Genomic DNA, 13,490 nt, shown 5'->3' with positions numbered 1-13,490 from the left:
ACAGAATGTAGTCGGCGGCAGGGCCAATCTACGGAAGTCAGGGCGTGATCGGCGACGGTGTGTGACTGTGGTCGGTGACGTTATGTCATCGTCGGGTTGTCCCGTGACCTTTGCGGGATTTCCGGAGGTCACTGTGGGTGGTTCTTGTGGCGGGGTGTGTGGGTGTGTTCGGGTGGGTGGGGCGGTGCGGAGGCCGGATCGGGGCCGCTAGTTTTTGCTAGCAATTTGTTAGCTTTTTGTTGGCATGATCCAGGATTCGAGATCGTCACACCCCCCATTAGGCCCCCCCTCGTCGTAGTGACAGCGGGCGGCCTCGACCGCGTCGAGATGACCGACAGCCCATTCCAGGATGGCGTGCACAGGGGACCGAAGGGTCCGGCCCAGGGGGGTGATGCGGTATTCGATCGCCACCGGATCCGTGGACACGACCGCTCGTTCGACCATGNCGTTGCGCTCCAGTCGTCGCAGGCAGGCGGTCAGTGACTTCGGGGTGACGGCGGGCATGTCCTGCCGGAGTTCGTTGAAGCGTCGGGGGCGGTCGCACAGTGCGGCCAGTACCAGCAGGGACCACTTGTCGAAGAGTTGGTCGAGCAGATGTCGGCCGTCGCCGTCGAGCGTCACGTCGGGCACGTCGGTCTCCCTCGCGATACCTGATTTCGTTGAAGTATATCCGCGCTACTAGATATACATCAGATACCGGACGGTCTGACGACGAAACGGGAATCATGACTAACGCATGTTCGACCCTCACGATCTCTCTCGCCGGCGGCGTGGCGAACGTCGTGATCGACAACCCTCCCATCAATCTGCTCGACACCGNCCTGATGACGGACCTGGACCGGTTTGCGGCCGCCATGTCCGGCGCCCACGACATCCGGGTGATCGTTTTCGACAGCGCGGATCCGGACTTCTTCGTCGCGCACGGCGACATGACGACCGCCGACGACCCCGCGGCGTTCGCTGCCCTCCCCCTCGCGCCCGAACAGGACCAGTCCCTCAACCCGATGATGCGCCTGCACGAACGCATTCGGTCGCTGCCGCAGATNACCATCGGCAAGGTGCGCGGACTGGCCCGCGGCGGCGGTGCGGAACTGCTGTCCGCGATGGACCTGCGGTTCGCCTCGCTCGAACGCGCCGCAATGGCGCAGATGGAGTGTCGGCTGGGAATCATCCCGGGTGCGGGAGGCACTGCCTACCTGCCTGGTCTCGTGGGTCGCGCGCGTGCCCTGGAGATCATCCTCGGCGGGCAGCTGGTCGATGCCGCGACCGCGGAACGGATTGGATGGGTGAACCGGGCCGTGCCGGACACCGAGCTCGACCACGTCGTCGACACCCTCGCCGCCCGCATCGCCGCTCTTCCTCCCGGCGTCGCCCGCGCCGCGACCGAAGCGGTCGACACCGCGGTCGAATCGACCACGCACGGCCTGCGGAAGGCCAACGAGCTCCTCAAGGGACTGTTCGACGAACCCGCCGCAACCCGTCTCGCCAGGGCTGCACTGGCCGCCGGCGCGCACACCCGCGACGGAGAGCGCCGCCTCGAGGCTCTTGTCGACGACATCACCTAGGACACCGGCGACCTGTGGTTCCAGGGCGAGGCGGTGACCGGCCCGGAGGAGCTCGTACAACTCGGCGTTGCTCACCGAACTGGTGGGCGAGNCCGGCGAGGTCATCTCGATCGACATCGATGAGGACGTCTTGGACCGTGCCGGTCGNCTCCTGCCGGCCGCCGGCTACCCGGATGTGCGCCTGGTGCACGCGGACGGCGAGTTCGGCGCGCTGCGCGGAGAGTTCTCCTACCAGGCGGCGATGGTCTGGTTCGCCTGGTGCGACCGACGAAGCCGTCCCCGCGTGCCACGACGAGGACGCGCTGACCGAACCAGCATCCGACCCGAACATGTGAAGTCGCCCCGGGGTTCAGGACCTGCTGGTTCTGTCCGGCGGACTGGCGTCGGGGTCGGGGTGGTGTCGGCCGGTGATGATCCAGGTGCCGGCGATGATGACGAACGCGAAGAGCAGGAGCCCGGCGCCGAGGATGGTGAGCAGGAGTGCGCGGTCGCGGAAGCCGAGGTTGCCGGTGAGGGTGATCGGGAGTGAGCCGACGGCGAAGGCGACGGNGGCGGTGAAGACGGTGACGAGTTCGACGGCGCGGATCGCGGAGGTCTGCAACGTCCGGCGCAGATCGCGGTNGGCGGCGTCCTGGGCACGCCAGCGGGTTTGCTGGCCAGCGGCCAGTTCGGCGAGATCGAGACCCTTTTCGATGACGTCGCGTTCCCGTAGGTACTGCTCCTGAAGAAGTTCGTGGCTGATCCGGGTGCCGATCGCGGGCAGCAGGCGCAGCGCGGTGTCGATGGTGTCGAGTGCGTCGGTGTAGTCGCCGCACATGCGTTGGCCGCACGCGAGGCGAAACTGGAACAGATGGTCGTCCGGGAACTCGGTGACGGCNTCGGTGGCGCGGCGACGTAGCTGCTCGCCCCGTTCCGGGAAACGCGGGGCGGCAGCGAGGGCGCCCAGGCAGACGTCGACGACGGCCCGGGAACGTGGGGTGGCGCGCCAGGCCGTGTCGAGGAGGTCGAGGGCGTGGCTGATGGTGATGGTGCGGCTGCCGAACGCGGCGAAGGCGCGTAGGCCGGTGAACAGCGGGTCGTCGCGGTGGCGGCCGGCGGCGACGGCGAGCAGGGCGGATTCGAGGAATNGGTGGAGCTCGTCGAACCAGAAGTTCGAGCGGAGCTTGCCGGCGTGGTAGAGCGCGGCGAAGTAGCAGATGTCGGCCGAGCCCTGGGTCGTCTCGANGATGCGGCCGGTGGCGAGGGTGAGGTCGTGGCGGNACTCGACGCTGTCCTTGGTGATGAAGGCGTAGCCCAGCGACCACTTCTCGATGATGTTCGGGCGGATCGGCGGTTCGGTGTGGTCGTACAGCCAGCGGGCGCAGCGGGCCGCGACCTCGACGGTGGGCTCGCGCAGGAATCGGCGGCGCCAGTACCGGTCGGCGCAGATCAGCCAGGGGTCGATGACGAAGTCCGCCGACGGGATCTNGAAGGGGGGTTCGATGCCGGCGTCGATCAGTTCGGCGGCGAGATCCTCGCAGACCCGGTCCAACTCACGGGAGTCGGTGGAGGCTGCCTGACCGAGCCGCGCGTTGATCGATGCGACGTCCACGTGCCTCCTTCCGGCGGATCTTCTCCGGATATGTACCACACGAATGCGGATCGGATCGGTACATACTGCGAACATGCGGGTCGATGTGGTCACCGCGGCTCACGCCGAGTACGCGGGCTACCTGCCGGCGGCGTGGGAGTCGCTGCGTCGGCAGCGTCATCCGCACTGGACGTGGCGGGTGCAGATCGACGGGCCGTCCGACGACGTTCTCGACACACTGGCCGCCTGTGGAGCGGCGGCTGACGGCCGCGTCCGGATCGGCGCGCACGGCACCCGGGAAGGCCCCGGCGTCGCCCGCAACATCGCCCTCGGCGAATGCACCGCGCCGCTGGTCCAGAACCTCGACGCCGACGACGAGCTCGAACCCGACGCGCTCGCCGCCCTCAGCGGCGCGCTCGCCACGCATCCTGCGGCCGGCTATGCGGTCGGTCATGCCCGTGACCTGCACGCCGACGGCACCCTGCACACCTTGCCGCTGGCCGTGCCCGCCGGGCCGCTGGCCCGCGGTGCGCTGGCTGTCGCGTGGGCGTCTGCCCTTCCCGACCAGACCCTGCCACCGGTGCACCCGGCCGGGGTGATGTGGCGCCGCACTCTGCTCCTCGCCGTCGGGGGATGGGCGGCACTACGCGGCGTCGAGGACACCGCAACCCTCATCGCCGGCTCCNCCCTCGCCACCGGAATCCTGCTCGACATTCCCACCCTGCGCTACCGGCGTCATGACGCACAGCGTTCCCGTCAGAACGGCAATTTCTCCGGGGGGGGGGGTCAATATTTGCTCATCTGGCAGCGCGCCGCACTCCTCGCCGCAGGGCATCCCTGGGAAGACCGATAACCAGCGCGCCCGGCGATCGAGGGTCACCCGCACCTCGCAGGCCAGTCGCTCGGCGCACGCTGAACGGTCGGAATATCGCGACGGCCGTATGCGAGTAGGGGGTCGGGAAAGCGCGGCACCGCCGAACATCTGGCCCGTGACTCCCNGAGGAGCGCTCAGCGCCTCGTCTCGTACCTGGTCAGGACCACGCCGCCGGGAAACGTCCGCGTCTCCACCAGGTTCAGGTTCACCCAGCTGTCCAGCGCGGTGAAGAACGGCGTGCCGCTGCCCACCAGGACCGGATGGGCGACGATCGCGTACTCGTCGATCAGTCCGGCGCGCATGGCCGCCCCGGCGAGCGTCGCGCCGCCGATGGTCATGGGGCCGCCGTCCTCGGCCTTGAGCCGNGTGATCTCTGCGATCGCGTCGCCGGTGACCAGGCGGGTGTTCCCGTCGACCTTGGCGATCGTCGAGGAGAACACCACCTTCGGCGTGTCGCGCCAGTTCCGCGCGAACTCGATCTCCGCCGGGGTGGCGTCGGGCTGCTGGTCGCCGGTCGGCCAGTAGGAGCTCATCGCCTCCCACAGCCTGCGCCCGTACAGCGACAGGCCACTCGCCTGCTCGTGGCCGNGCCACCACTGGAACAGCTCGTCGCTCGGCGGCCCGCTCCAGCCGAGGTCGTCGCCGGCCGCGGCGATGTAGCCGTCCAGGGTCAGGTTCATGCCGTAGATCAGTTTCCGCATGGCGCCAGCCTTCCGTGAGTCGGTCCCAGGCGTACAGACCGGCGCGCCGCGAAGTCGGAGCGCCGCGCGTGTGGTCCGGACTGTCGGCATGAGCGTCATGGTGAACGTGTGCTGCCACGCGTCGTCGTCGAGTTGCGGGAAACCGCCCGGAGGCGTCGAGGTACCCGTGACGTTGTTGACAAGCAGATCAATTCTCCCGTGTCCTCCGACCGCGGAATGCGAGTCGGCGGCGTGGGTTCGTCGTCCGAGGGCTCTGCTTGGACCGCAACCAGTGGTGCGACACGGGCTACGGCACGGAGAGTAGGCGGAGGACTGCCGTGACGGCCGCGGCGACGACCACGACCACCAGAAAGGGNACCTTTCGGTAGGCAAGCACGCCGCCCACGAGTACCCATACCGGCCGGGCGACACCGTTGATGTGGTGGCCGGTAGCCAGCGCGGACGAAGCCACCAGGGCACCCAGCAGCACGATTGCCGCCGTGTTCAGCAGGCGTTCGGCCTGCGGCGGGAAGGCCAGCCGGGACCGCAGCACCGGTCCCGTGAAGCGGNAGAGAAACGTGCCGGCCGCCAGGGCCAGCAGCGCGACGAGCACCGCGGGTCGGTAGGGCATCAGACCGCCCTCTCCTGCTTCTCCGGGGCCGAGTTGAGGAAGACCGCGCACAGGGCCAGCAGCTCCGGCAACCCGGACGGCAGGAAGGGCGTCGTGGCCAGCGTGATCGCCGCCCCGGTCAGNACCGCCCGGAGCATCCCGCGTTCGTACAGTGCCGGCAGGATGAGGGNCAGGATCACCGCAGGAAACATCGCGTCCAGCCCGAACGCGTCGGTGTCGTGGATGACGTTCCAGGCCAGCGCTCCGAAAAGCGCCCCGGCTGGCCAGCAGATCAGAATGCCTGCCCCACAGACCCAGTAGGCGCCGCGCTGTCGGGGCAGGTCCGGCTGGGCCAGGGACAGCACCACGCTCTCGTCGTTCATGAGGTGAGAGGCCACAATCCGGCGCCACCCGGGCTGAATTACCCGGGGCGGGATCGCCAGCCCGTAAGGCAGGTGCCTGGCGTTGACCAGCAGGCCGACCAGGACCGCGGCTACAGGGCTGCCGCCAGCGACGATCACCCCGACGAACAGGAACTCCGACGATGCCGCGAGTACGAGCGTGGCGGCGAGGACCGGAAACCACATAGGGAACCCAGAGGTGACGCAGACTGCGCCGTAGGAGATGCCGATGACGCCCACCGACAGGCAGGCCAGCACTATTCCGCGCAGTAAGTCCCGATTCAGAGTTCTCCACGTCGATCGCATGTTGAATATAATGAACACGCGGAATCTGTCGGTCAACAACAAGGGATGTCGATGTCGCCCCAAGTTCGCCCGCCGCCCGACGGCNCCGTCCCGTCCGTTTTCGGGCCCATGAGATGGTCCCCGTTCTTCGGAAAGGTGTGAATAGCCGAGGCGGCATGAAGTTGACATAGTGCAACTACGTCGTGTCCGTGCAATGGACGGCGCCTCAAGTATCGGTAAACGCCTCGTAACAACGCCCTGCCCGATGGAGTAATACATTCCCTGCGGCGGGAAGATCGGGNGTGAGAGGGGGGNTCAGCCAGAGCGGGNGGATTCCGCCCGTCCGTTGGTGACCGTCGCGTCCTGCAGGCCGAGGACGCCGCGGGCCATGAGCAGGGTCAGGCAGTGCAGCACCTGTTCGCGGGTGAGCACCGGATGGCGCAGCCAGGCGTTGTAGGGGAACTCGGTGAGCACCGTCCACAACACGATCGTCATGGTGGTCGGCGTCGTGTTGGTGGGCTCCGTGTTGGTGGGCGTCGTGGCGGTGGGCCGGGGGGTGGGCAGGCGGGCGACGACGTCCTCGAGATGGAGGCGCACCGCGCGGGCCAGTGGCCACAGCGGCGGGTTGTCCAGGATCTCGCAGGTCCAGATGTGGAACACGGTGCCGTGCCGCTCGACGATGCGCAGCCAGTCGTCGAGCCAGNAGGTCAGCTCGTCGACGGTGCCCACGGCGAGCAGCGCGTCGAAGTGGTCGCAGATGTGCACCGCGGCGCGGTGCGCCAGCGTCGTGAAGATGGCCGTGCGGTCGGTCCAGTAACGGTAGAAGGTTCCGTGCGCGACGCCGGAGCGGGCGATGATGTCGTTGACGCTGGTGCCGGCGAGCCCGCGCTGCTCGAAGGCCGCGACCGCCGCCTCGGCGATCGTCTCCACGGTGGAGCGCCCCCGACCGGTGACAGACCTGCGCAGCCCCGGCGGCAGCGGCGCGTCCCGCTGCGCGGGGACCTCGCCGGATGACGGGCCGGCGGTGCGAGCCGTGCCGGTGGGACCGACGACGCCGGCGGCGCGGGCCAGCGCGGCGAGATCCGACCGGGGGACGAGGCCGGCGGGGGACGGGCCGGGGGAGCGCGGGGTCGGCTCGCAGAAGCGGGGAGCCGGTTCGGGAGCGGGGAAGAACGAGCGGTGGATCATGCCCGCGAGGGCGTCGTGCAGCGCCTCGTCCTCGCCGGGGTGCCGCGCGACCCTGCCGCGGGCGTCGGAGACGATGTGCGTCCACTCGACGATGCAGATCACGGCGACGGAGAGCACCCGGGTGTCCNCCCCGCCGGTGTCGGCGCGGGCCAGCCGCGACGGCAGGCTCGCGGCGAGCACCTGCAGGTACTCCTCGGACGGGTTGTCGACGGACGCGTTGTCGACGAGGGCGGCCTCCGCGGTGGACAGCGGCCATTCGGCGAACACCGGTGAGTGGCGGCGCAGCACGGCGCCGAGCTCGCCCAGCCAGGCCCGGAACACCGCGAACCCCGCTGGTCCCGCGCTGAGCACCGGCAGCCGCTGGAAGTGGTCGACCAGGTCGACGCCGAGCTCCTCGAAGAAGATCCGAAAGACCTCCAGCTTGCCGCGGAAGTACTGGTAGAAGGCGGCGTCGGAACGGCCGGTGGCCTCGGCCACCGCCTGGACGCTCGTGCCGTGGTAGCCGCGTTCGACGAACAGTCGCCGCGCCGCGGCGATGATCTCCTGGCAGGCGCGGGCGCCCTCCGCGCCGATCGCCTGGCTGGCCGGATACGGGGCACGCCGGCGCTGCGGCAGCCACGCGTCCCCGCCAGGAGCGGGCGTGACCCTTTCGGCGGGGAGCGTGTCCCTCCCGGGGATGGGGGAGCCGGCGTCCGTGGCGTCCTGGCGCGGGCCGGGCGTGGGAAGCGGATCGGGCGTCGGCAACCCGGCCTCCCTCGGGCCTCGTCGCAACGAGCGATTCCCGGACGGTGATTCCGGCATCGCGTTGCGTGCGCAACGAGTGTATGCGGACGGGCATCACGCCAGGTGAAGAGGTGTCCGTGGCGGCCTGCGGCGATCGGGGACCACCCCGGGGTTCCAATATGACAGGTGTCTTACTAGTGTGGTGGCTCACAGGCGGCCGGCGCTCGGGGGGAGCGTGTGGCCCCGCCGGCCGGACCACCGGCCGGACCACCGGCCGGACCACCGGCCGGACCATCCGTGCCGTCCGACCGGACCCCGCCCCTGCGGGCCACCGGTCCGCGGCAGACAGAGGCGAGAGAAGAGCATCCATGGGCTTGTTGGACGACCGGGTCGTGTTCATCACCGGAGCGGCGCGCGGGCAGGGCCGCTCGCACGCGGTGACGTTCGCCGAGCAGGGGGCGAACATCGTCGGCGTCGACATCTGTCGCGACCTCGAAGCCGTGCCCTACAAGCTGGGCACCGCCGAGGACCTGGCCGAGACGGCCCAGCTGGTGGAGAAGGCCGGCGGGCAGATGCTCACCGCCGAGGCCGACGTGCGCGACAAGGCCGCGCTGCAGGCCGCCTTCGACGCCGGGGTCGAGCGCTTCGGCCACATCGACACCGTCCTCGCCAACGCCGGGGTCATCCTCAGCAACAGCGACGAGCGCGACGCCGACGAGGCCCTGCGCCTGGGTATCGACATCATGCAGATCGGCGTGTGGAACACCTTCCAGGTCGCCATCGGGCACCTGATCGAGCGCGGCCAGGGCGGCAACCTCGTCNCCACCAGCTCCATGGCCGCGCTGCTGCCGCTCACCGACGGCCGCGGCGGGTCCGACGCCTACGGGATGGCCAAGAACGCCGTCATCGCACTGGTCCGCTCGTACGCGAACTGGCTGGCCCCGCACCGCATCCGGGTCAACGCGGTGGCGCCGACGAACTGCGCGACGCCGATGGTCACCGAGAACCCGGCGCTGTTCGGCGTGATCGAGGCGAACCCCAACCTCGTCAACGCGATGCAGACGATGCTGCCCGACCTCCCCATGATCGAGCCCGGCGACGTCAGCCAGGCCATCCTGTTCCTCATCTCCGACGCCGCCCGCTCCTTCACCGGCAGCCTGCTCAAGGTCGACGCCGGCATGGACGTCCGTCGCTAGCACGGGCGACGGCCAGGCCCGGCCGCCCGCTCACCCGATCGGATCACCGCCCCCCGGCGTGGTGGAGGCGGAGGACTTGCGGAGGACCCATGACGAGCGCGNCCCCCNCCNCCCCCNCCGCTCCCGCCGTGGTCGGCGAGGCCCGGATGCTCATCGACGGCCGGCTGGTCGAGGCCACCGGCGGCGCCGTCTACGACAACGTCAACCCGGCCACCGAACAGGTGCTGGGCCAGACCAGCGACGCCGCGGCCGTCGACCTGGACGCCGCGATCGCCGCGGCGCGCCGGGCCTTTGACGAGTCGGCCTGGTCGACCGACCGGGACCTGCGCCGCCGCTGCCTGACGCAGCTCCAGCAGGCACTCGAGGGCGAGCGCGAGCAGCTGCGCGCCGAGCTCGTCGCCGAGGCCGGCGCGCCCGTCGCCGTCACCGGCATCGCCCAGCTCGACTGGCCGCTGGCCGACGGGCTGCGCGGCCCGCTGGAGCTGATGGACAGCTTCCCCTGGGAGCGGTCCCTGCCGGACACCCACCTGATGGGCCCCAGCCACCGGGCCGTCTGGCAGGAGCCGGTCGGCGTGGTCGCGGCGATCGTGCCGTGGAACTTCCCGTTCGAGGTCACGATCAACAAGCTCGGCCCGGCGCTGGCGACCGGGAACACGGTCGTGCTCAAGCCCGCGCCGGACACGCCGTGGAACGCCACCCGCATCGGCCGGCTCATCGCCGAGCAGACCGACATCCCGCCGGGTGTGGTCAACGTGGTGCCCTGCTCGGACAACGCCGTCGCCGGCCAGCTCCTCGTCGACCCGCGGGTCGACATGGTGTCGTTCACCGGGTCGACGGGGGTCGGCCGCCTCGTCGTGGAGAAGTCGGCGGCGACGATGAAGCGCACCCTGCTCGAACTCGGCGGCAAGTCGGCGATGATCATCCTCGACGACGCCGACCTCGCCGCGGTCCTGCCGCTGGCCGGGTTCGGCGCCTGCCTGCACTCCGGGCAGGGCTGCGCGCTGCTCACCCGGGTGCTCCTGCCGCGCGAGCGCTACGCCGAGGGCGTGGAGATCCTCGCCGGGGTGATCGGCGCCCTGCCCTACGGCGACCCGACCGATCCCGCGAACCTCGCCGGCCCGCTCATCAACGCCCGCCAGCGCGAGCGGGTCCTCGGCTACATCGAGGCCGGCCGGGCGCAGGGGGCGCGGGTCGTCGTCGGCGGCGGGCGGCCCGAGCACCTGCCGCACGGCTACTACGTGCAGCCGACGCTGCTCGCCGACGTGGACAACACGATGACCGTCGCCCGGGAGGAGATCTTCGGGCCGGTGGTGTGCGCGATCCCGTTCGACGGTGAGGCCGACGCGGTGCGCATCGCCAACGACANCCCGTACGGCCTGTCCGGCGGGGTGTACTCGGCGTCGGTCGAGCGGGGGTTGGGCGTCGCCCGGCNCATCCGCACGGGCAGCATCAACGTCAACGGCGGGATGTTCTACGGCTCCGACGGCCCCTACGGGGGCTTCAAGCAGAGCGGCCTGGGGCGGCAGGGCGGCCTGGAGGGCTTCGCCTCCTACACGGAGGCCAAGACCGTCGGCTACGTCAGTGCCTGACGGGGGCTGGTGGGAGCGTGTCGTCGCGGCGCATGCGGGCAGCGCCCGCCCGGCGGTGCTCGACGCCGGCGGGCCGGTCAGCGGCGCCGAGCTCGTCGGGCGGGCGACGCACGCCGCCGAGTTCCTCACCGGGCTCGGCGGCCTGGCCGGCGCGCCGGTGCCGGCGCTGCTCACCAGCAACCCCGACGCGCTGGCGCTCCTGCTCGGCGGGGCGGCGGCCGACCGTCCGGTGGCCCCGCTCGGGCCCCGGCTGACCGCCGCCGAACTCGCCGGCCCGGTGCGCGCCACCGGCGCCGGCGTCCTGCTCACCGAACCCGCCTGGGCCGCCGTCGCGGCCGAGGCCGCGGCGCTGGCCGGGGCGCGGGTGGTACCCGTGCCGGCGCTGCGGGCGTCGGGCGCGGCCCCGCCGGTGCCGCGCGGACCGGTCGCGCTGTACCTGCACACCTCGGGGACGACGGGCGCGGCCAAGCGGGTGCCGGTCACCCAGGACGTGCTCGCCGCGCGCACCGAGCTGCTGTCCGGCCTGCTCGACCTCGGCCCGGACAGCCGCTACGCCACGGGTTCGCCGCTGCACCACATCGGCGGGCTCGGCAACACGCTCGTCGCGGTGACCGTCGGCGCGACCGTGCTGCCGACGTCCCGGTTCACCCACCGGTGGTGGGCCGGCCTGGCCGACCAGGGCGCCACGCACGGCCAGCTCGTCCCGACGATGATCGAGATGCTGCTGGCGGAGGGGACGCTCGACGCGGTCCCGCTGCGCACCCTGATCTACGGTGCGTCGCCGATCAGCCCGGAGACGCTGCGCCGGGTGCAGGCGGTGCTGCCCGGGGTGCGCCTGGTCAACCTGTTCGGCCAGACCGAGGGCAGCCCGCTGACCTGCCTGACCCCGGCCGACCACGACCGGGCCGCGGCCGGCGCCCCCGACCTGCTCGCCACCGTCGGGCGGGCCGTGCCCGGGCTGCGGCTGCGCATCGACGACCCGGACGACGCCGGGGTCGGCGAGGTGCTCGCCGCCGCGGCGCACCTGAGCGTGCACGCCGCCGACGGCTGGCTGCACAGCGGCGATCTCGGCTTCCTCGACGACGACGGCTACCTGCACCTCGTCGGCCGGCGCAACGACATGATCGTGCGCGGCGGGGAGAACGTCTACCCGCTGGAGATCGAGCACACCCTCGTCGAACATCCCGGGATCGCCGACGCCGGGATCGTCGGGGTGCCCGACGCCCGGCTGGGGGAGACGCTGGCCGCGTTCGTCGTCCCCGCCGACCCCGACCGGCCGCCGCCCGTCGACGAGCTGCGCCAGTTCGTCCGCGACCGGCTGGCCGGGTTCAAGGTGCCCGCCTACTGGTACGTCGTGGACGCGCTGCCGCTCAACGCCGCCGGCAAGCTCACCCGCCCCGCCCTGCGCGCCCGTCACGACGCCGCGACGGCCGAGACCGCCGCCAGCACGTCGCCGTAGCGCGAGGGCGGGTACGGGCCGGGCGTCAGGAGCCGGTGGTGGCGGGCAGCTCGTGGCCGCAGAGGTTCTCGCGGACCACGCTGAAGGCGTCACCGGTGTGGTTCGCCTGCACGAACGACCAGCAGGTGGTCTGCTTGCCCCGGTCGCGGGCGATGTCCATCGGCTGGATCAGCCCGCCGGCGTCGTAGTCGTGCACCGCGTTGAGGGCGTTGACGAAGCCCTCGCGGGTCGGGCAGGCGCCGGCCTCGGTCAGCCCGCGCAGGAACAGGTCGGTGTCGATGTAGGCGATCATCGCCAGTTCCTGCTGCGGGTTGGGGACCTGCGGGGCGTAGCGCGCCATCGACGTGCGGTAGTTCGCNATCGCCGGGCCGCCGGCCTCGAACGGGCGGTAGAACACCGGGATGGTCACGCCGGCCAGTGCGCCGCCGGAGTCGTGCAGGAGCTGGGTGTCGTAGCCGCTGACCGACAGGACCACGCGCAGGTTCACCCCGGCGGCGCGCACGGCGGTCAGGACCGCCGGCAGGTCGGGGGCGTTGATGACGGTCAGCAGGGTGTCGGCGCCGCTGTCGGCGATGCGCCGGGCGACGGACGCCGGGCTGTCCGCGTTCGCGGTGTAGGCGATCTCGCCGACGACGGGGATGCCGGCGGCCTGGGCGCTCTGGGTCATCTTGGCGCTGGTGTTGCCGACGCCGGCCGACAGCGCGGTCCGCAGCAGGACGGCCTTCGTCCCGCCCTGCGAGCGCAGGAAGGTGCCGTAGGTGTCGGTCGCGGCGCCGGTGGTGGAGGAGAACGAGAACATGCTGCGGTACTTCGCCCAGACGTCGCCGGTGGCCAGCCCGCCGACCGGGACGCCGTGGTCGGCGAGGTACTGGGCGCTGCCGTCGGCGGCCAGGGAGTACTCCAGGACGCCGAAGACCTGCTGGCGCTCGACCAGGTCCTTCGCGGCGACGCCGTTGGACCCGGGGTCGCCCTGGTCGTCCCGCCAGTCGTAGACGATCTTGCGTCCGTGGATGCCGCCGGCGGCGTTCACCTGGCCGATGCGGGCGTCGACCCCGGCGCGGGTGGCGGCCAGCGAGGCCGCCGTCGGCCCGGAGTCGGGATAAAGAAGCCCGAGCCTGACCTCCGACGAGGTCACGCCCGGGCTGTCACAGGGTCCCGCCGACGACGCCGCCGGGGACGAGCACGCGCTCACCCCCGCGGCGACTAACGCCANCACGGCGGCAGCGCTGGATAACGACAAGGAACGGCGACGCATCGTGAACCCCCGTGGGAACGGTCAGGGAAGAGAGTGGAGAACGGCGGGAAAGAGAACGGCAGGAAAGGGAAACAGATGTGCCCCGGCGCCGTGGA

Annotated in this window: 9 protein-coding genes and 15 pseudogenes; 11 read left to right on the top strand and 13 right to left on the bottom strand. The window is 71.2% G+C overall.

Going from position 1 to position 13,490, the window contains the following annotated elements:
- Nucleotides 1-228: 228 nt before the first annotated feature.
- Both UK94_RS63240 and UK94_RS63235 read right to left on the bottom strand, forming a co-directional pair.
- Nucleotides 229-445: pseudogene (locus UK94_RS63240) on the bottom strand (winged helix-turn-helix transcriptional regulator); the annotation flags it as partial.
- Nucleotide 446: 1 nt separating this feature from the next.
- On the bottom strand, nt 447-621 hold a 175-nt coding region (locus UK94_RS63235), incomplete at its 3' end, for a winged helix-turn-helix transcriptional regulator (protein WP_235489470.1).
- A gap of 104 nt (nt 622-725) precedes the next feature.
- Between UK94_RS63235 and UK94_RS74840 the strand changes: the two are divergent.
- The 5 genes and pseudogenes from UK94_RS74840 to UK94_RS23530 form a co-directional block, all read left to right on the top strand.
- A pseudogene (locus tag UK94_RS74840) lies at nt 726-819 on the top strand (hypothetical protein); the annotation flags it as partial.
- Between the two features lies 1 nt (nt 820).
- Nucleotides 821-1,045 (top strand): annotated as a pseudogene (locus UK94_RS63230) (enoyl-CoA hydratase/isomerase family protein); the annotation flags it as partial.
- A 1-nt stretch (nt 1,046) separates the two neighbouring features.
- Nucleotides 1,047-1,565 (top strand): enoyl-CoA hydratase/isomerase family protein (locus UK94_RS23540; protein ID WP_235489432.1); only part of this gene is annotated, 519 nt, incomplete at its 5' end.
- A gap of 103 nt (nt 1,566-1,668) precedes the next feature.
- A pseudogene (locus UK94_RS76400) lies at nt 1,669-1,712 on the top strand (hypothetical protein); the annotation flags it as partial.
- Nucleotides 1,713-3,199: 1,487 nt separating this feature from the next.
- Nucleotides 3,200-3,820: pseudogene (locus UK94_RS23530) on the top strand (glycosyltransferase); the annotation flags it as partial.
- A gap of 323 nt (nt 3,821-4,143) precedes the next feature.
- Here the strand turns inward: UK94_RS23530 and UK94_RS63220 are convergent.
- The 9 genes and pseudogenes from UK94_RS63220 to UK94_RS63195 form a co-directional block, all read right to left on the bottom strand.
- Nucleotides 4,144-4,374: pseudogene (locus UK94_RS63220) on the bottom strand (dihydrofolate reductase family protein); the annotation flags it as partial.
- A 1-nt stretch (nt 4,375) separates the two neighbouring features.
- Nucleotides 4,376-4,597: pseudogene (locus tag UK94_RS63215) on the bottom strand (dihydrofolate reductase); the annotation flags it as partial.
- A 1-nt stretch (nt 4,598) separates the two neighbouring features.
- Nucleotides 4,599-4,710, bottom strand: a pseudogene (locus UK94_RS63210) (dihydrofolate reductase); the annotation flags it as partial.
- 286 nt (nt 4,711-4,996) lie between these two features.
- Nucleotides 4,997-5,065, bottom strand: a pseudogene (locus UK94_RS74835) (AzlD domain-containing protein); the annotation flags it as partial.
- Nucleotide 5,066: 1 nt separating this feature from the next.
- Nucleotides 5,067-5,258: pseudogene (locus UK94_RS63205) on the bottom strand (AzlD domain-containing protein); the annotation flags it as partial.
- 1 nt (nt 5,259) lies between these two features.
- Nucleotides 5,260-5,320, bottom strand: a pseudogene (locus tag UK94_RS74830) (AzlD domain-containing protein); the annotation flags it as partial.
- 170 nt (nt 5,321-5,490) lie between these two features.
- Nucleotides 5,491-6,024: AzlC family ABC transporter permease (locus UK94_RS23515; RefSeq protein ID WP_235489429.1), on the bottom strand; the 534-nt coding region annotated here is incomplete at its 3' end.
- Nucleotides 6,025-6,689: 665 nt separating this feature from the next.
- The coding region (locus UK94_RS63200) for a TetR/AcrR family transcriptional regulator (RefSeq protein WP_235489466.1) at nt 6,690-7,173 on the bottom strand (484 nt) is incomplete at its 3' end.
- 128 nt (nt 7,174-7,301) lie between these two features.
- A partial coding sequence (locus UK94_RS63195) for a TetR/AcrR family transcriptional regulator (protein ID WP_235489424.1) occupies nt 7,302-7,974 on the bottom strand: 673 nt, incomplete at its 3' end.
- 23 nt (nt 7,975-7,997) lie between these two features.
- Between UK94_RS63195 and UK94_RS76395 the strand changes: the two are divergent.
- The 6 genes and pseudogenes from UK94_RS76395 to UK94_RS23495 form a co-directional block, all read left to right on the top strand.
- Nucleotides 7,998-8,717, top strand: a pseudogene (locus UK94_RS76395) (SDR family NAD(P)-dependent oxidoreductase); the annotation flags it as partial.
- A 1-nt stretch (nt 8,718) separates the two neighbouring features.
- Nucleotides 8,719-9,092, top strand: a 374-nt coding sequence (locus UK94_RS63185; protein WP_235489421.1) for an SDR family oxidoreductase, incomplete at its 5' end; no start/stop codon positions are given.
- A 128-nt stretch (nt 9,093-9,220) separates the two neighbouring features.
- Nucleotides 9,221-10,457: pseudogene (locus UK94_RS23500) on the top strand (aldehyde dehydrogenase family protein); the annotation flags it as partial.
- A gap of 1 nt (nt 10,458) precedes the next feature.
- Nucleotides 10,459-10,523, top strand: a pseudogene (locus tag UK94_RS63180) (hypothetical protein); the annotation flags it as partial.
- A 1-nt stretch (nt 10,524) separates the two neighbouring features.
- Nucleotides 10,525-10,681, top strand: a 157-nt coding sequence (locus tag UK94_RS63175) for an aldehyde dehydrogenase family protein (RefSeq protein WP_235489465.1), incomplete at its 5' end; no start/stop codon positions are given.
- Nucleotides 10,674-12,140, top strand: a complete 1,467-nt coding sequence (locus UK94_RS23495; RefSeq protein ID WP_011604694.1) for a fatty acid--CoA ligase family protein — start codon at nt 10,674-10,676, stop codon at nt 12,138-12,140. The genes UK94_RS63175 and UK94_RS23495, both read left to right, overlap by 8 nt.
- Before the next feature lie 25 nt (nt 12,141-12,165).
- Here UK94_RS23495 and UK94_RS63170 read toward each other — a convergent pair.
- Together UK94_RS63170 and UK94_RS23490 are read right to left on the bottom strand one after the other, a co-directional pair.
- Nucleotides 12,166-12,498, bottom strand: a pseudogene (locus UK94_RS63170) (ABC transporter substrate-binding protein); the annotation flags it as partial.
- 1 nt (nt 12,499) lies between these two features.
- Nucleotides 12,500-13,275: ABC transporter substrate-binding protein (locus tag UK94_RS23490; protein WP_313949577.1), on the bottom strand; the 776-nt coding region annotated here is incomplete at its 3' end.
- Between the last annotated feature and the right edge of the window lie 215 nt (nt 13,276-13,490).

This window comes from Frankia sp. AvcI1 (assembly GCF_001420875.1).
GTDB classification, from domain to species: Bacteria; Actinomycetota; Actinomycetes; order Frankiales; family Frankiaceae; genus Frankia; species Frankia alni.
Note: the sequence above shows the minus strand (reverse complement) of the source record. Positions and strands in the feature narration are given on the sequence as shown.